The 16898-nt window shown below is 29.4% G+C and carries 21 protein-coding genes; 3 read left to right on the forward strand and 18 right to left on the reverse strand.

What is annotated here, in order from left to right:
* Nucleotides 1-44: 44 nt before the first annotated feature.
* From ACVHXK_RS03200 to ACVHXK_RS03245, 10 genes are all read right to left on the reverse strand, one after another.
* Complete coding sequence (locus ACVHXK_RS03200; protein WP_461204915.1) at nt 45-305, reverse strand: hypothetical protein; 261 nt, start codon at nt 303-305, stop codon at nt 45-47.
* A 93-nt stretch (nt 306-398) separates the two neighbouring features.
* Nucleotides 399-836: a hypothetical protein gene (locus tag ACVHXK_RS03205; protein WP_461204916.1), complete on the reverse strand. Its 438-nt coding sequence runs from the start codon at nt 834-836 to the stop codon at nt 399-401.
* Between the two features lie 18 nt (nt 837-854).
* Nucleotides 855-1274 carry an NUDIX hydrolase gene (locus ACVHXK_RS03210; protein ID WP_461204917.1) on the reverse strand — a complete coding sequence of 140 codons (420 nt, stop codon included), beginning with the start codon at nt 1272-1274 and terminating at the stop codon, nt 855-857.
* A 15-nt stretch (nt 1275-1289) separates the two neighbouring features.
* Nucleotides 1290-1814: a flavodoxin domain-containing protein gene (locus tag ACVHXK_RS03215; protein ID WP_461204918.1), complete on the reverse strand. Its 525-nt coding sequence runs from the start codon at nt 1812-1814 to the stop codon at nt 1290-1292.
* Nucleotides 1815-1842: 28 nt separating this feature from the next.
* Nucleotides 1843-2169 (reverse strand): DUF3784 domain-containing protein, encoded by a 327-nt coding sequence (locus ACVHXK_RS03220; RefSeq protein ID WP_461204919.1) that lies wholly within the window; start codon nt 2167-2169, stop codon nt 1843-1845.
* An 18-nt stretch (nt 2170-2187) separates the two neighbouring features.
* The gene (locus ACVHXK_RS03225; protein ID WP_461204920.1) at nt 2188-2823 is read right to left on the reverse strand and encodes a DUF998 domain-containing protein; all 636 of its coding nucleotides are present in this window, start codon (nt 2821-2823) and stop codon (nt 2188-2190) included.
* Nucleotides 2810-3202 (reverse strand): SdpI family protein, encoded by a 393-nt coding sequence (locus ACVHXK_RS03230; RefSeq protein ID WP_461204921.1) that lies wholly within the window; start codon nt 3200-3202, stop codon nt 2810-2812. Before ACVHXK_RS03230 ends, ACVHXK_RS03225 begins: the two co-directional genes overlap by 14 nt.
* Nucleotides 3203-3266: 64 nt before the next feature.
* Nucleotides 3267-3692, reverse strand: coding sequence for an EamA family transporter (locus ACVHXK_RS03235; RefSeq protein WP_461205023.1), 426 nt, complete (start codon nt 3690-3692; stop codon nt 3267-3269).
* 295 nt (nt 3693-3987) lie between these two features.
* The gene (locus ACVHXK_RS03240) at nt 3988-5265 is read right to left on the reverse strand and encodes a sensor histidine kinase (RefSeq protein WP_461204922.1); all 1278 of its coding nucleotides are present in this window, start codon (nt 5263-5265) and stop codon (nt 3988-3990) included.
* A complete protein-coding gene (locus ACVHXK_RS03245; protein WP_461204923.1) occupies nt 5265-5942 on the reverse strand; it encodes a response regulator transcription factor in 678 nt (225 codons plus the stop codon). Before ACVHXK_RS03245 ends, ACVHXK_RS03240 begins: the two co-directional genes overlap by 1 nt.
* 259 nt (nt 5943-6201) lie before the next feature.
* Here ACVHXK_RS03245 and ACVHXK_RS03250 point away from each other — a divergent pair, with 259 nt between their 5' ends.
* Together ACVHXK_RS03250 and ACVHXK_RS03255 are read left to right on the forward strand one after the other, a co-directional pair.
* On the forward strand, nt 6202-6975 hold the full coding sequence (locus ACVHXK_RS03250) for a VTC domain-containing protein (protein WP_461204924.1): 774 nt from the start codon (nt 6202-6204) through the stop codon (nt 6973-6975).
* Entirely contained in the window at nt 6927-7610 is a 684-nt protein-coding gene (locus tag ACVHXK_RS03255) for a DUF4956 domain-containing protein (protein ID WP_461204925.1), read from the forward strand. Before ACVHXK_RS03250 ends, ACVHXK_RS03255 begins: the two co-directional genes overlap by 49 nt.
* Nucleotides 7611-7787: 177 nt before the next feature.
* On the opposite strand, the gene ACVHXK_RS03260 is transcribed toward ACVHXK_RS03255, so the two are convergent.
* Together ACVHXK_RS03260 and ACVHXK_RS03265 are read right to left on the reverse strand one after the other, a co-directional pair.
* A complete protein-coding gene (locus ACVHXK_RS03260; RefSeq protein WP_461204926.1) occupies nt 7788-8237 on the reverse strand; it encodes a hypothetical protein in 450 nt (149 codons plus the stop codon).
* A 3-nt stretch (nt 8238-8240) separates the two neighbouring features.
* On the reverse strand, nt 8241-8438 hold the full coding sequence (locus ACVHXK_RS03265; protein ID WP_461204927.1) for a helix-turn-helix transcriptional regulator: 198 nt from the start codon (nt 8436-8438) through the stop codon (nt 8241-8243).
* A gap of 235 nt (nt 8439-8673) precedes the next feature.
* On the opposite strand from ACVHXK_RS03265, the gene ACVHXK_RS03270 reads away from it, so the two are divergent.
* Entirely contained in the window at nt 8674-10161 is a 1488-nt protein-coding gene (locus ACVHXK_RS03270) for a carboxypeptidase M32 (RefSeq protein ID WP_461204928.1), read from the forward strand.
* Between the two features lie 48 nt (nt 10162-10209).
* On the opposite strand, the gene ACVHXK_RS03275 is transcribed toward ACVHXK_RS03270, so the two are convergent.
* The 6 genes from ACVHXK_RS03275 to cytX form a co-directional block, all read right to left on the reverse strand.
* Nucleotides 10210-11577, reverse strand: a complete 1368-nt coding sequence (locus tag ACVHXK_RS03275) for a sodium/glutamate symporter (protein WP_461204929.1) — start codon at nt 11575-11577, stop codon at nt 10210-10212.
* 187 nt (nt 11578-11764) lie between these two features.
* Entirely contained in the window at nt 11765-12961 is a 1197-nt protein-coding gene (locus tag ACVHXK_RS03280; RefSeq protein ID WP_461204930.1) for a lysophospholipid acyltransferase family protein, read from the reverse strand.
* Between the two features lie 112 nt (nt 12962-13073).
* The gene (locus ACVHXK_RS03285) at nt 13074-13337 is read right to left on the reverse strand and encodes a hypothetical protein (protein ID WP_461204931.1); all 264 of its coding nucleotides are present in this window, start codon (nt 13335-13337) and stop codon (nt 13074-13076) included.
* Between the two features lie 455 nt (nt 13338-13792).
* Entirely contained in the window at nt 13793-14413 is a 621-nt protein-coding gene (thiE, locus tag ACVHXK_RS03290; protein WP_461204932.1) for a thiamine phosphate synthase, read from the reverse strand.
* A 210-nt stretch (nt 14414-14623) separates the two neighbouring features.
* On the reverse strand, nt 14624-15499 hold the full coding sequence (gene thiM, locus ACVHXK_RS03295; RefSeq protein WP_461204933.1) for a hydroxyethylthiazole kinase: 876 nt from the start codon (nt 15497-15499) through the stop codon (nt 14624-14626).
* Nucleotides 15478-16695, reverse strand: a complete 1218-nt coding sequence (cytX, locus tag ACVHXK_RS03300) for a putative hydroxymethylpyrimidine transporter CytX (RefSeq protein ID WP_461204934.1) — start codon at nt 16693-16695, stop codon at nt 15478-15480. Before cytX ends, thiM begins: the two co-directional genes overlap by 22 nt.
* Nucleotides 16696-16898: the final 203 nt, after the last annotated feature.

Consider the following 16898-nt stretch of genomic DNA (forward strand, 5'->3'; position numbering starts at 1 on the left):
CTGTTTACTATGAGGAGAGTCATATCAAATATAAGTTGTCCTTTTTATTGGAGTTTTTCGTTGCATTTTGGGCAATAGGTTAATTCACTTGATTTTAATCTAGGATCAAATACTTTGTTACAATAAGGGCATTTATACTGACGCTCAAAATATATAGCTATAGCGCATATAATTATGGTTATAGCATATTTAAAAGCCCCTTCGATAAAAATCATAGGAATTATAGCAAAAAACCATGTTGAAAATCCTATTTTTTTATATACTACCCTTTTCTGAAATTCCCGTTGTTTCTTTTCAGTATCCATATACTTATCCCCTTTTTAAATTCTAATGATAACTTATATTATTTTCTAAAAACATATTTTTCACTAAAATTTATATTCTTTTTTTAATTTATACTATATTTCTTTCTTTAATCTTATTTTACTTAAGCATGTCCCAATTACACTGGCTACAATTACACTTATCCATTGATACATACTCACCAATATCCCCATAATTCCTACCCCATAATCATTTGAATCAGTTTCAACAGGAAAAATTTCACTTCCATACCATAAAACAACGAATCCATATACTACATAAGGAATTGAAATTAATAAAACATTTTTCCAACTTCCTTTCAAAGAAAATCTTATTGCAATTGTATAAAGTATTGTTAATGAAATAATAACTAAATTTAGTAACATAATATTAGTAAATAAAAAATCATGAGCTATTATCAACCTTATATGGATTTCCCCCACAATCGCAAAGATAATACTTAATATTTGAGTTATAAGTATTTGCTTTACAACTACTGAACTTTCTAGCTTTGTATTGCCTGTTTTCTTCATTTTTATATCCTTTCCGTACTAATTTTTTAGTAGTTCAATTTTTTTAAACAAGTATGGTTGAATATACGGATATGTTAATTTTTCTGGTATTCTTTCAAATAGCTTTATTTCTTCTATTTCATAATCTGGAAGTTCTTCAAGCGACTGCACCTCAGCATAGAATAATCCTCCAAATGATTCCTCTTCTTCCGTTTCAACAGAATAAATACAAACAGGGGTAATCTTAAAATCCTTTGCTCCAGTCTCTTCAACTAATTCTCTCGAAGCTGTTACATTAATATCTTCATTTTCCTCTCTATGCCCACCTGGAATTTCCCAAGTACTTCTCTCTTTATGTCTAGCAAATACCCATTTTCCTTGATATTTTGCCATAATAACTGCAAATAGCAGTTTACTATCTTCTATTGTATTTAGGTCGTAAAAATTTACTTTTATCATATTAGTACCTTCCAATCATTTTTTATCTACATAAGTAATTAGTTCATCTATATTTTTCCTTTTTGTAAAATCTACTGGATGATCATAGCTTGCAAGCATACCTTTTTCATCAGGAGTTAACTCTTTTTTCTTCTTAAGTTTCCTTTTTAATAAATTCATAAGTATTTTATCAAAAAGTCCTAATTTATTGTAATTAAAACCACCTCGAAGATAAAAGAACTCTATATATTTTTGCTGTTCTAAAGTAAAATTCTTGTTTTTCACTTCATTTACTATCTCTTCTCTATAAGGCGAAGCACCTGTTGCAAATACTACAATATTCTTGTCTTTAAGTTTATCAAAGTTTTTGACTATAAATTTAACTCCAACTATACCAACAGCATATAAACTACCACCATAAATCACAGTATCATAAGCTGTAATACTATTCACATTTACATCTGAAACACTAAAAATATCAGCAGATAACTCCTCTGCAATCCATTCAGCATACTTTTTTGTAAACCCTGTTTTTGATTTATAAACAACAACAGTTTTCATAATTTCACCTCTTTAAATTTTCATAAAATTACTTTTTCTTAAAAGTATTCATGATTATAATTAATGCAATAGTTAGTACAATCAAAATAACGCCAAAAACCAATGCTGCATATGAAATAATCTTTTCATTATTATGCTCAATACCATAATTAGTAACAAGCATTAACATACCTATCAAAGCTGCCACAATCAATAAATATATTCCCGTAGCACGACAAAGTTTCTTTTTATCATATTTTTCTTTTTCTCTTTTGCTCATCATATTGTAACCTGAAATCATCCAACTACCTTTTCCATTAATAAGAAAAATACTCATTATTACAATAATAACAATTATAATCCACGCAATTATCATAATTATTGCCTCCTTTATTTATATTCTTTTATCCTCGATAAAAGTATAATAATAAGATAATGTAAACATAAGAACTTGTATTGTGTAAATAACTAATCTTTCTGTTAAACCTAGTATATTCAATTGTAAATTCATTGAAATAGGATTAAGCATCCCAAAGCTGGTAATAAATATTGCAAATACTAAAGTTACTCTCCCTAACCTCTTTGTTTTTTCCTGTTTTAAGTATCCTATGGAAATCAAAAATGAAGATATAATTGTAGTAAATACTACTATAATAGTTACAATAATATGCATCATATTTTGAAAATTCATCTCAGTTTTATCTCCGGTTAATGGGAAAAGACTATAACCAAACATTGATGTTAATTGCATTATCATCATTATTATGAATCCGATTTTTAATAAATTGTGATACTTTTCAAAAGCTTTAGCAATCAAAGCCGCTACCATCAATACCATGCAAACTCCATAAATAGCAGTAAATATTTTTAGTAGTGATGCATTAGGTGCCCCATCTGCTGTAAGAGAACTAATATCCATTGTTATGGGACTATATTCTGACCATAAAATCCTACCTAATATCGTATGAGAAAAATAAAAAATAACTCCCACCATTCCTAAAGGCATTAAATATTTATTAATTTCCACCATTATTCGCCTCCGTTTCTTTATAATTCCCATTTTTATCAAAAACCTTTCTCAACTGTATCTCCGTTAAAGGAATCACTAAAAGCAATACAACTAATTGTAGATAATACAGCGGAAGTACTATTTTCTCTAATATAACTGAATCTTTTAAAATAAATATCAATACAGTAGATATAACGGCAGTAACAATTCCGCTAATAAACCATACTCGTCCAGCATATCTATGTGCAAAATCCCAGGTATCTTTATTTTTTGATGACATTCTAGTTCTATATCCAAATATAGAATTAATCTCCTTAGGTGGTTTCTTCATAAATAAAAGTCCAAATCCTATCATAGGTAATACTATAACCATTGTGATAATTAAAGAAAATATAAACATATTACTCCTCCTAACATAATAACTAATATACTATTCTTTTAACTATTCTAAAGCAATTTTCATTTTACTTATTTATAACTATCAATCCCACAATACAAATCATTGTACCTATTATTTTATTAATCTCAAATCCTTCCTTAAAAAAGATTACTCCTATTGGTATAAGAACAATAGCAAGAATTATATTAGCTACTAAAGATCCTACACTAATATTCCAACCTGCTCTATATGCTAATATATACCCAAGTTCAAGTCCAACTATAGAAAATCCTAACGCTATGCTTGTCCAATTTAAATCTAAAGCTGATTGAATAAATCCTTTTTCCCCTTTGTTAAATTGATATGCAATTATAGTTACTATAGCTGCTATTGTATAGGTAATAAAAAGTGCTACAAAAGGATTTGCTTTCTCTGGTGTTGACTTTTGACTGATATTATACAAGACATTTGATGCAATTATTAGTACAATTGAAAATACATACATAATTATAATTTCCTCCTAAGTATTTGTTATCTAATCTAGGAATCTCCGTCTATTCCTAGATCATATGATAGCTGTTCCATAAATTCTTCCATGAGTTTTTGCTTGTTTTTCCACCTTTATTTAACTAATTTATTAATAAATTCAAACTAAAATAGCCCTAATTATATCTCTAAATTATACACTATTAATACTAAATTATCCATTTATTACACCTTGTAATATTATTTCTTTACGTAGGAATAGACAGCATTTCGCTGTCTATTTTAGTTTGTTCATAATTGTCGATTTAGTATTTTACAATTTATATCTTTAGTTTTACTGTAAAAGTAGTCTTTTCATTCAATATGCTTTCACAATAAATCTTACCATTATGCTGCTCTACTATAGCTTTAGCTATCGAAAGACCTAGTCCATGACTTCCATTAACTCTTGACCTAGCTTTATCTACACGATAAAATCTTTCAAATATTCTATTAACCTCCTTAGGGTCTATTCCTCCTCCAGTATTAGTAACAGAAAAAACTACATGATGATTAGTTCTAACTAAAGATAGATTTATCTTACCTTTCTCAGGTGTATATTTAAAAGCATTGTCTAATAAAATCATAACAACTTGAATGAGTTGTTCTGTATTCCCTACTATATTTATATTCTGCGCAATTTCATAGTCCATTTCTATGTTTTTTTCAAAAGCTAAAGCTTCCATTCCTAAGAGCTGTTGCTCTATCTTTTCACTTAAATTGAAAGAATATTTTAACAGCTCTCTTTCTTCACCTGATTCCATTTGTGTCAAATATAAAAGATCTTTAGTTAAATTACCCATTCTATCAACTTCTGATTTTATATAAGAAAGCCATTTTGAATCCAGAGTATCTTTAGACGGTTGATTTGATATCAAAACATCAACATTAGTTCTAATAACTGCTAAGGGTGTTTTTAATTCATGTGATGCATCTGAAATAAATTGTTTTTGTTTTTCAAAAGCTTCTTTAATTGGTTTAATAGAACGATTGGTTAGAAAGTTACTAATTAAAAATATAAAAAATATCATTATAATAGATACAATAATAAAAGTAATTACTAACTTATCCAAAACATTTTGTTGCGATGTAATATCTAAATAAAAATAAAGATTACCAAATCCAGTTTCTTTAATTTTATAGGCCCATTCATTGCTATCTAAAGTAAAATTATTACCTATATAACTATTTTCCTGAACTAGCGTTAACGCCTCTTCATAAAAACTATCCTCTGCCTCAAAAGAGGATACTACTTTTAAAATATTACCCTCCATATCTGTTTCAATAACAAAAGAAACTAATTTTTCTGGTAACTCTCTATCTTTTTCATCTAAATCAGATGTCATATTAATATTATCTTTAGCACTGTATAAAGGATTTACTTCTTGTCCTATATTAAATTCTTTCTTAACATCTGAAATCCTATTTAAATCTTCATTAATAGTATTATGAATATTGTTGTAAGTAATTATATAAATACTAGAAAAAGAAGTAAGCATTAAAATGATGATAATACTTAAATTCATAAAAAGAAGCCGAAATCTTAATTTCTTGAACATTATTCTTTCACCCCTAATGCATAACCAACACCACGTGTTGTTATTATTGTGGTATTAAAATGTAAATAGGCTAGCTTCTTTCTCAAAAATGAAATATAAACTTCAACATTATTATGTTCCGCTTCTGAATCAAATCCCCATAACTTTTCAATAATAAGTTCTTTAGAAGCTATTGCTCCATTTCTAAGTATCAAATATTCTAACAGATCTGCTTCCTTCAATGTTAATTTAACTTCCCTATCTTCATTAGTAAGTTTTAACTCATCATGATTTAAAGTAATATCTCCAAATTTAAGTTCATCTGTTAATACCACTTCGCCTTTACGCCTTGATAATGCACGTATTCGAGCTAAAAGTTCTTCTGTTGCAAAAGGTTTAGGAAGATAGTCATCCGCTCCACTATCTAAACCAATAACTTTATCTTGAATCTCACCTTTTGCTGTAAGTAATAGCAGCGGTGTTAGAATATTTTCTTCTCTAAGCTCCTTTAATACTGACAAACCGTCCATTTTAGGTAGCATAATATCCAATATAATCAAATCATAAATTCCAGTTAATCCAAAATCAAGACCTTCTTCGCCATCATGTACCATATCAACAGAATAATTTTGTTTCTTTAATATATGCGAAACTGCTTCTGCTAGACGAACTTCATCTTCTACAATAAGTATTTTCATAACATATCCCCTTTTCAAGTAAAGTTTATATTAACCAAATTATATCATAGCAATTATAAACCTTACATTAATATATTCCCAATAATACTACTCCTATTTTAACTTTATAATAGAAAACTTAAATCTATCTTAAATAAATAGAATTAACTTTATTTCATAAAGTTAATTCTATGTTAATTCTTTAAGGTTGATTTAAGGTAGGCAATTTATAATGAACTCATAGATAAGAAATGCAACATCAAATGAAAGGAGAATAACTATGGGAAAAGAAGTTTTTAACCGATATGAAAAAAAATTCTTAATAAATGAAGAGAAATATAAAATTTTAACAGAAAAACTTAATGAACGAATGGAACTGGATGCTTACAATAAAGATAATGGATTTTATACTATATGTAATCTTTACTATGATACTGATTCTAATGAACTTATAAAGAAATCATTAGCCAAACCAGTTTACAAAGAAAAATTAAGATTAAGGTCTTACGGGATTCCTAATATAGAAACTAAAGCCTACCTTGAAATTAAGAAAAAATATAATGGTGTAGTTAATAAACGAAGAACAAGTATGACTATTGAAGACGCTTATGAATTTGTCTCTACTGGTTCAATGCCAGAAGAAAAACCATATCATAACCACCAAGTAATGAAAGAAATAGATTTTTTCCTTACACGCTACGAACTTAAGCCATCAGTATATATTGCTTATGATAGAAAAGCCTTATTTGATGATGATCTAAGAATTACCTTTGACACTAATATCCGAACAAGGCGTTATGATTTAGCTTTAGAACTTGGGGATTATGGTGAACAATTATTAGAAGAAGGTCAATGGCTTATGGAAATAAAGGTATTAGGGGCTTACCCTCTATGGCTTACAGAAATTTTATCCGAATATGAAATATTTCCAACTAGTTTTTCAAAATACGGTAGAGAATATTTAAAACAATTAACTAATACTAACTTGAAAGGGGCTTATAAACCATGTTTGAATCCATACTTACCACCTCAACTAGTACCACAATTTCTTTAACAACTGTAGTTTTAACAATATTAGTTGCTTTTTTAGTTGGTATAATTATCAGCTTAACCTATATGAAAACTTATCCAAATGGGGATTATTCACAGAACTTTGCTCTAACAGTAATCCTACTTCCCGCAGTTATTGCTATCTTAATCATGTTAATTGGTAGTGATGTTGCAAAAGCTTTCAGTTTAGCAGGAGCTTTCTCCATCATCCGATTTAGGAGTGAACCTGGTCAACCTAAAGATATTGCCTTTGTATTATTTTCAATGGCTGCTGGACTCGCAGCTGGTATGGGTGTTTATGTTTATGCTTTGATATTTGCAATTGTTTTATGTACTGGAATGTTAGTTTTAAGCAAAGCTAACTTTGGAGCAAAAAAAACAGCAACTAAAGCACTTCGTATTACAGTACCTGAAGATTTAGATTACGAAAAAGCTTTTGAAGATGTATTTGAAGAATATGTAACTCACCACTCTTTAAAACAAGTTAAAACAACATCCCTCGGAAGTTTATATCAACTATATTATGAAATAGAATTACTAGATACCGTAAGTACAAAAGTATTTATTGATGAATTAAGAACTAGAAATAGCAACTTGAATATTACTCTTTCACTAGTATCAAGAGATGCAGCATACTAATATTAAAGATTAATTAGCAATGTGCAATTAGCAGTTAGCAATTATGGGCATCAAACGAAAATCATCCACAATTGCACATTGCACATTGCACATTGCACATTGCACATTGCACATTGCACATTTTGAATTGTATATTATCATATTATTAAAAGAAATATAAGGTTTTCTTGTTGTTATCTAATTATCGTATTCCACTTCCATCTTTTTATTTTGATGATTTTTCACTAGAAAAACAATAAAAATAATAAACACACAAGCAACCATTATAGCCTTTGAAGCATCATTAGTAAGTTGTCCCTCTACCACAAATTTATATTTCCCAATTGCTAGTTCAATTACTGCTTGAACTACTACAATAGATGAACATATTCCCATTAAAGCAATAAGATATTTCTGTCTATTTCCTGGCACCATATATACATCTCGACAAATCATCTCAACAGAGCCTACCATAATAGAAACCATTAAAATAATCATGCTAGAACTCATACTATCTGCCCAAATCATACCAAAATCTTTTAAGATAGCATCTAATATAAGTAGTCCTCCCATGACCATCAACGCATGTTTGTAAACTTCTCCTCTTATCCACAATTGACGCTCGTCTAACTTACAATTCTTTTTCATAATTTACTCCTCCCAAAATAATTCATCTAAAGTCTTACCCAATACCTTACAAATACCAATACATAATTTAATACTAGGATTGTAGTTACCCTTTTCTATTGCATTCATTGTTTGTCTCGTAACTCCAACGGCTTCTGCCAAATCCTTTTGCGTCATATCTAATGTCACTCTTGCAATTTTTATTTTTAAGTTTTTTGACATTTCTCATCCGTCCTCTCTTTATAATGATATTATCATATATGTTAATTAATGTCAATTATATATTACTTTTAGTCGTCTAAATTTGCACATATTAATAAATATTTAAACTAAAAATTCAATAAATAGTATTATTTTCTTAATCATTATTTGTAAATAAAGATTAGTAATGTATAATTATATTTACACGTGTTAATATTCACAATGAATTTAATATTTTCAAAAAGGAGTGTTTTTTATGTTAGAAAATTTCAAAGAATATATCAAGAAAATAGAGTATTTAAATAGCTCTATTGCAGTACTCTCTTGGGATGAGATGGTCAATACCCCTAAACTAGGTAAAGCTTATAGAGGCGAAGTTTTAGGTTATTTATCAGGAGAACTATATAAATTGACTACATCAGATGAAATGCTTAGCTATATTGAGTATTTTATAAAAGAAGATAATCTAGATGATGTTACAAAAGCAATGGTAGATAAATGCGAAAAGGAATATAATGAAACTAAAAAAATCCCAGAAGAATTATATACTCAATATGCTATAGATGCTTCTACTTCAATGGCTGCTTGGGAAGATGCCAAAGAAAGTAATGATTATAGTATTTATGCTCCTCATCTTCAGAAGATGATCCATTATAAAAAGAAATTTGTTGATTATCTAGGCTATGAAGAAAATAAATATGATACCTTGCTTGATATGTATGAACCAGGCATTACAGTTAAAAAACTAGACCAAGTTTTCTCTGAATTAAGAGATGGTATTGTTGAACTTCTAAATAAAATCAAACTTTCTGAATCTAAACCTGATGTATCATTTTTCAATGGAAATTTCCCTAAAGACAAACAAGAAGAATTTTCAAAATATGTTTTAAACCATATGGAGTATGATTATGAAAATATGGGTAGAATAGATGAATCCACGCACCCATTTACAACGGAGTTCTGTAATAAAGACGTTCGTATAACTACTCATTATTACGAAAATGATTTTAGACCATCTTTTTTTAGTTGTGTCCATGAAGGCGGCCATGCTTTATACGAGCAAGATATACCTGATAATCTTAAGGGAACTCTTCTTGGCCAAGGTGTTTCTATGGGAATTCACGAATCTCAATCAAGATTTTATGAAAATATAGTGGGTAGATCAAAAGATTTCTGGAAGTTCTTTTATCCTGAAGCTCAAAAAACATTCCCTGAATTTAAAAATGTTGATCTCGAAACATTCTATAAAGGTATTAATCATGTAGAGCCTTCTCTTATAAGAGTTGAAGCTGACGAACTTACTTATTCTCTTCACGTTATTATAAGATACGAGCTTGAAAAAATGCTTATAAACGATGAATTAACAGTGGAAGATTTGCCTAAAATGTGGAATCAAAAATATAAAGAGTACCTTGGTGTAGAACCACCTACTGACAGCGAAGGAGTTCTTCAAGATATGCACTGGGCTGATGGAAGCTTCGGTTATTTCCCTAGTTATGCTCTTGGTAATCTATATGGAGCACAAATGCTAAATAAGATGAAAAAAGATATGCCTGATTTTTATACACAAATTGAAAATGGTAATCTATCAGATATCCACAACTGGCTTAAAGAAAATGTTCATAAACATGGGTCAATTTACAAACCAGCTCACTTAATTAAAATGATAACTGGTGAAGAACTTAATGCTAAGTACTTCATCGAATATTTAAACAATAAATATAAAGAAATATACAACCTCTAATAAGTTTCAATGGCGTATTTAGTGCTAGTCACCAAATACGCCATTATTTTATCCTTCATGTTCTTTATTTTTCTTAAATAATAGGAAACAAATAAATATCAAGTAAAGTACAAAAGCCCCAATTGTATAAATGTACATTATCGGCTGATTATTAACATACCCTACTGTCGGTATGTTCAATATAGCCATTAATGGCAGTCCAAAAGGTAAAGCTATAGCACTACCAAACACAAGATTTTCTGCGACTCCTGTTTCAAACTCGCTATCTACTTCTCGAAGTAATGCTAATGCTGTAGAAATTGTACCAGTAAGCATTCCGTAAAAAGCGAGTATATATTCTAGTGTATGTTCTTTAAATACTCTTCTGCAAACAAATGTAGTCCACATAATAGTTACAAGTCCACCTACTGTAGTTATTATCAATAAAGGAAGCCATACCTTTTTTATAGCACTTATAGACAAAGCAGCTATAGATGCTGTTATCATCAAATCAAAACATGCTCCTGATATCCTTTGCAGCAAATAATTATTTGGATAATTACTTTTTAAGACCTTAGATTCCCTAGCTTTATCGTATATAACTCTTAATAAAATTGCGTATACTGTTCCTATTAAAAAATGAAAGCCCCAAAATAACTGCGCTAAAGTTTGTCCAAATAGACCCATTGGCGTCAATACAATTTCCAAGCCCTTGATAGTCAAGAAAGTAACTAAATAAACTATACCTATTAAAAATAATTGAGCAGTTATCTTATCAAGTCCACTACTTAAAGGAATTTCACCTGCTTCAGAATCTTCGGTAATCCTAGGTTTTGCTTCATCTGTTTCTAAATGTTCATGTTTCATATTTCTTTTCTTTATTAAAAAATTAAGTAATATAATTCCGCCTAAACATGCCCATAAAAATCCTGCTGTTGCTACTGATAACCCAATCTGTGATCCTGATTCAAAGCCTAATGCTTCCCATTGTGTACCTATTGAGTATGCTTGCCCAGGTCCTTGTCCATATCCTAATGGTAAAAGCAATCCAAAAGCCGGAAATAATTTTTTCATCACAGTAGCCGCAAGAATTAATGTTACCCCAAATCCTACTATCCCTTGAACTAGATACATAGACACAATATAAAAACCTGTTTTACCACTATAGGGATTATTTCCTCCCTTTCTTTCTTTTAATGCTAAAGCAATAAATCCAATTGCCATAAGATGATATACCATATTACCTAATACATCTACATTAAATGGTATTACTTTCAAAAATTCTGGTCCAAAAAATAATCCAATAAACCCAGCTATTATTGACGTAGGAATAACTAATTTTTTGAAAATTTTAAGATTATCTTTCAAAAGTGCTGCAGAAGCTAAACAAACTGTCAAAAAAATAAAATCTAACATCGAATTCCAAGTACTCTCCATATAAATCCTCCTTGTCTTTCTTCTTTTATAATGCATTTCTATAATAGTTATCTTTTATAATTTATAATTTATCTTTTATCTTTTATCTTTTATCTTTTATCTTTTATCTTTTATCTTTTATCTTTTATCTTTTATGTTTTGATTGTGCATTGTGCATTGTGCATTGTGCATTGTGCATTGTGTATTCTTAATGTTCCTTCATTGCCTTAATAAATTCCACCCATTTATAAGGTGATACTCTTGGACTGTTAAACTTAAATCTATAGAGAACATCCTCATAATAAAACTCAAATTCTCTATTTAATACAACATTAATTCCTACTATTTTTTCTGCATCAAATTTAATAATCTCACTAGAATAACCTTCAAAAAATATACCATCATTATTCAATATAATATTGCCAACATCTTTTTTTACTAGTGCCTTCATTCTTTGACCTGTAAATAATTTTACTTTATCATCTTCAACTAAATTGCCTTTGTTTTTTTTGCCCTCAACTGCTTTTAACATCTCTCTTACTCGTAAAAGCTGCCACTGATCCCATTTACCCGGATGCTTGAAATATATTTGATCTTTCAATTTTTCAAAATAACCATATTCATTATACCTAACACTGTAATCACATTCTCTGCAATAAGCAATATCATCCATAGATTCTAAAGAAGCTACTGCATCGCATTTGGGGCAAACAAATAAATATTTCTCAATATATTCAGCTAACCTTTTCCCTTTAAACGGTATCATATCTAAACATTTATCTTGATACTCATCATATTCCAAGCTTTCAGTCAAATTTTCGTGTATTTCTTCAACTGATAACCTCTTAATTTCTTCAGGCATTAAAGCTATTTTATAATCAATTTGCATTTTCCCAATTCTGGTTTTCAATGCCCATCTAGGTTTACTCATATACCCACCCTTTATAAGTACAGTAACAACAGGTATCTTTAAGGATTTAGCTAATTTTGCTGTTGAATAAACAAGAGGACGTGTTTTCCCCTGCCAACTTCTAGCGCCTTCTGGAAAAATACCTACTACCCCATTCATCTTCTTTATTTTAAGTATAGTTCTAACTGTATCCATATCTGATTTATTTTTCGTTTTAGGTATAGCTCCTGCCAAATTTCGCAGTAAGCTTGCCTTTATAGGATTTCTAAACTGTTCATCTGATGCTACCCAGTGAATTGGGTTGTCCATAAAGACACTTACCATAAAAGGGTCCCAATTATTCACATGGTTAGGTAAAATCAAATAAGGAGGTTTCAATTCTTTAACCTCTTCATCATTAATAGATACTCTATATCTTTTTTTTAAATATCTTCCTAAAGTATTTTTTGCTAATCGATGAAATGAATAACTTGCCAATCTTACTTTTTTTCTCATAGTCCCCTCCATTTTATCTTATACTTTATATAATATCAGAATTTCAATGTTATTACTTATAATTATCTTTAAAATCATGTAAAAATTCGATTTTAGCATTATTTTTAAAATATTACATTCTGTATAAATACCATTTACATTCTTTGCAATCGAACTTGATATCATAAATTTTTTTTACCCCATTAAATATACTATTACATCTAAAATATAAGTATCTTCTTCTATTTACTATTTCTTCTCTTCTCCAAATAACCTTTTCAATATATATAACCCTTTCTACTTCTTCCTCATCTTTTATTCTAAATCTTTTTGGGTGAGGTGTCCCATCTTTTTCAAACCACACAACCATTTCAACTATCTTATTTACTTTTTTCATTAAGCCCCTCTCTAATCGAACAAGTGTTTGTATAAATTATACTCTTATGTTTTTAACAATTCAACTAATCTATTAATTGTTAAAATATTTTTAATATTTAGTATTTTACTATTTTTTCTCTTCTACTTAAATTACTTCTTCATTAGTAAGATATGCTCATCTTTAATATGCTATTTCAATATTTAGAATCCAACTTCAATATGATAAAATTATACATATAAGAAATTTATTAGTATATCACATTAACTTATATGCACTCATATTTCATGAAACTTATTCGAATTTTCTTTCCCTTATCTTTCAATATTTTTTTATCTCCACTAATGTGGAGATACTTTTTTAGAAATTAAAAATTCCAAGCTAAATAATGATTTTAACAATCATTGTTTAGCTTGGAATTATGTACAAAACATAGCTTATTGATGTCAATAATATTTTAAAAAATATACTAGAAATTAAATAATATTAATAAATTCTTCTGCTACTTTTTTAGGATTTTCATTTTTCATAATTGCCGATACTACAGCAATTCCATCTATTCCCGTTTCCATTACCTCTATGGTATTTCCTAAGTTTATGCCTCCAATTGCAACTATAGGTAATCCAACGATTTCTTTTATTTCTTTAAGTTCCTTAAGTGTCACATCTCTAGTGTCTTGTTTTGTCCCAGTAGGATACATAGCTCCTACACCTAAGTAATCAGCCCCATCATCTTTAGCTTTTAAAGCTTCCTCTATATTAGCAACAGAAACACCCACAATTTTATCTTCCCCAATTATTTTTCTAACTTCTTTTGCAGGAAGATCACTTTGTCCTACATGCACCCCAGTCGCATCAAGTGCTATTGCAATATCAACTCTATCATTTACTATAAGAGGTACATTATACTTATCAGTTATTTCTTTAATTTGATACCCTATTTCATAAAACTCTCTTGAATTTGCTTGCTTTTCTCTTATTTGAACAAGAGAAACACCACCTAAAATAGCTTCTTCTATTGTACTTAAAAATTTATCATCTGATACCATCCCTCTATCTGTAACAAGATAGAGAGAATAATTAATTTCTTTTTCCATAATACTTCCTCCTTTTTTTTAAAAATATAGTTTACAATGTTCAATTTACAATTAAAACATTTAAATCTCAACAATATTAAATTCTACTATACAATAATGCTAATTTTCTCCTCTAATTCATAATCTTCAAATAATCAAATTAATTCAAAGATTTTGCTACGCAAAATCATCCTTAATTGCAAATTGCAAATTATCTTCTAAAAAGCATTGCTAATTGAAAATTGTTTCAATCTTCCCCACTGTAGAAATAGTTTCTTTATTCATATTAAAAACATTATCTATTATAAACATTCTTAGAGTTCCAGTCCCTTGTTTTTCATCTAACCTCTTTGCTGCAAGTTCTCCGGATATACTCATAGTACTCACTGCTGTTAAGGCAGCCATTAAATACTTAGGAGTTTGTTCTTCGTCTGAATTTTTAAATTCACTATATACTCCACCACAACAACTTCCTATTAATGCAGTACACATGCAACCTGTCCCTGTTACACTGGCCATAATAGCAGCCCCATTCTTAACTAAAAAACTTGTATTTCCATCTGTTATTAAATCTTGTTCACCTGTAATTGCAATTACAGTGTTTATGCTAGCTGCTAAATAAGTTCCAACTTTTATAGTTTCTAAAACTTCTTCTTCAATACTATCAAACTCTTCATTAGAATCAACCCCCTTTGTTAAAGCTTCATATCCAGCCAAAACTTTAATCTCTGAAAGGTTACCTCTAATCACAGCAAACTTAACTTCTTCTAATAATTTAGCAGCACTCTTTGTCCTTAAACTTGTAGCTCCTACACCAACTGGGTCAAGCACTACTGGTACGCCTATCTTATTTGCTGCTTTTCCTGCCTCTATCATTGCTTCTAAAGTAGTACTACTCAAAGTACCCATATTAATTACCAAAGCTGAAGCAATACTCACCATTTCCGATACTTCTTCAATACTATCAGCCATAGCAGGCGATGCCCCTAAAGCTAATGTAATATTTGCACAATCATTAGCTGTAATATAATTTGTAATCTGATGTATTAACGGCTTATTTTTTCTTACTTTTTCAATAACTAATCCTATTTCCTTATTAGTTTCCAATTTGATATCCCCTTCCAACTAATAGTGTATACTATACCTGTTATTAACATTACTGGTACAGTTGATCCTAATGGCAAATCAATTCCCATCATTACATTATAAAGAATTACACCTAAAACCCATATTAATGTAGAACCAAAATTAATAATTAACTTCTCTTCAACTTTTCTATTTTTACCAATTATAAAGTAATCAGCTATTACTATTGCAAACAGCGGTGCAAATACTGAACCTATTGCATATAGAAAACTTTCATAATTTTCCATCGGCACTAATAGAGCTGCCCCAATCCCGATAACTGTCATAATAACACTTATCTTTTTTTCATCAAGTTTAGGCATAATATTGAGGAAAGTTACTCCTGCTGAATAGGCATCTAAGAATGTTGTTGTTACAGTTGATAATAAAACTATTCCAAGACCAATAACTCCCAAATTAACAGCTAACATTATCGCTGAAGGGTCTGGATTACCTGAAACTATTGCAGCTCCAAGTCCAATAACATACATCCAACAGCTACCAACAAAGTACCCTATAAAACTACCATAAGCTCCACCCTTATCACTCTTTGCAAATCTTGTATAATCTGCAATTAGAGGTATCCATGAAATAGGCATTACTACACTCAACTCTAAAGCTGCACCAAAACTCATTTCACCAGTACTAGCAGAATTAAAAACACTACCATCTTTAAAAATAATAAATCCTAGAACAATAGTAAGTATAAATAACAAAGTTACAGAGACTGTAGTTATTTTTTTAAGACCATTTTTACCAAACACTATCCACAAAATAATAAGCCCACCAATAACTAAAGACCATATTGCTTGATTATCAAATTTCCAAAGCATATTACTAATGCCATTAATTGATGATGCACCTGATTTAATCATTACAGCGGTCCATCCTATCAATTGAAGAACATTTAAAATCGAGAAAATATATGTTCCATAGAGACCAAAAGACATTCTTGTAGATGTAATTGCCGGAACCTTTTCTCTGCTTCCTATAAGCCCTGCAAGCACTAAAATAACTGTTCCTATTAAATGTCCAAGTACTATAGCTACAAAGCCTAATTTAAATCCTAAAGGCGCTATAAACCCTCCTGTCAATATCTCTGCAATAGAAACTGCCGCTCCAAACCATAAAAATATAAAATTATAAAACGATAACTTGTTTTCTTTTAACTCATTCATCCTTTAATTACCCCTTTTTTTATTTGCTGTATTTTAGAATAATGTTAATATTTTAAGTATTGTTTATGTAATTACTTTTACCTTTAAAAACAATGTGCAATTTGCAATATTCAATTTGCAATTATGGATTATTTTGCTACGCAAAATTTATAATTCAATTAAAAAATCTCTAAATAATGAAGAAAATAATCCACAACTGTGCA

This window comes from Clostridium sp. DL1XJH146, from assembly GCF_054819755.1.

Excerpts from the sequence above, each read along its gene's own strand:
- ACVHXK_RS03200 (WP_461204915.1), bottom strand. The coding sequence starts at position 305 with ATGGATACTGAAAAGAAACAACGGGAATTTCAGAAAAGGGTAGTATAT.
- ACVHXK_RS03205 (WP_461204916.1), bottom strand. The coding sequence starts at position 836 with ATGAAGAAAACAGGCAATACAAAGCTAGAAAGTTCAGTAGTTGTAAAG.
- ACVHXK_RS03210 (WP_461204917.1), bottom strand. The coding sequence starts at position 1,274 with ATGATAAAAGTAAATTTTTACGACCTAAATACAATAGAAGATAGTAAA.
- ACVHXK_RS03215 (WP_461204918.1), bottom strand. The coding sequence starts at position 1,814 with ATGAAAACTGTTGTTGTTTATAAATCAAAAACAGGGTTTACAAAAAAG.
- ACVHXK_RS03220 (WP_461204919.1), bottom strand. The coding sequence starts at position 2,169 with ATGATAATTGCGTGGATTATAATTGTTATTATTGTAATAATGAGTATT.
- ACVHXK_RS03225 (WP_461204920.1), bottom strand. The coding sequence starts at position 2,823 with ATGGTGGAAATTAATAAATATTTAATGCCTTTAGGAATGGTGGGAGTT.
- ACVHXK_RS03230 (WP_461204921.1), bottom strand. The coding sequence starts at position 3,202 with ATGTTTATATTTTCTTTAATTATCACAATGGTTATAGTATTACCTATG.
- ACVHXK_RS03240 (WP_461204922.1), bottom strand. The coding sequence starts at position 5,265 with ATGTTCAAGAAATTAAGATTTCGGCTTCTTTTTATGAATTTAAGTATT.
- ACVHXK_RS03245 (WP_461204923.1), bottom strand. The coding sequence starts at position 5,942 with ATGAAAATACTTATTGTAGAAGATGAAGTTCGTCTAGCAGAAGCAGTT.
- ACVHXK_RS03250 (WP_461204924.1), top strand. The coding sequence starts at position 6,202 with ATGGGAAAAGAAGTTTTTAACCGATATGAAAAAAAATTCTTAATAAAT.
- ACVHXK_RS03255 (WP_461204925.1), top strand. The coding sequence starts at position 6,927 with ATGTTTGAATCCATACTTACCACCTCAACTAGTACCACAATTTCTTTA.
- ACVHXK_RS03260 (WP_461204926.1), bottom strand. The coding sequence starts at position 8,237 with ATGAAAAAGAATTGTAAGTTAGACGAGCGTCAATTGTGGATAAGAGGA.
- ACVHXK_RS03265 (WP_461204927.1), bottom strand. The coding sequence starts at position 8,438 with ATGTCAAAAAACTTAAAAATAAAAATTGCAAGAGTGACATTAGATATG.
- ACVHXK_RS03270 (WP_461204928.1), top strand. The coding sequence starts at position 8,674 with ATGTTAGAAAATTTCAAAGAATATATCAAGAAAATAGAGTATTTAAAT.
- ACVHXK_RS03275 (WP_461204929.1), bottom strand. The coding sequence starts at position 11,577 with ATGGAGAGTACTTGGAATTCGATGTTAGATTTTATTTTTTTGACAGTT.
- ACVHXK_RS03280 (WP_461204930.1), bottom strand. The coding sequence starts at position 12,961 with ATGAGAAAAAAAGTAAGATTGGCAAGTTATTCATTTCATCGATTAGCA.
- ACVHXK_RS03285 (WP_461204931.1), bottom strand. The coding sequence starts at position 13,337 with ATGAAAAAAGTAAATAAGATAGTTGAAATGGTTGTGTGGTTTGAAAAA.
- thiE (WP_461204932.1), bottom strand. The coding sequence starts at position 14,413 with ATGGAAAAAGAAATTAATTATTCTCTCTATCTTGTTACAGATAGAGGG.
- cytX (WP_461204934.1), bottom strand. The coding sequence starts at position 16,695 with ATGAATGAGTTAAAAGAAAACAAGTTATCGTTTTATAATTTTATATTT.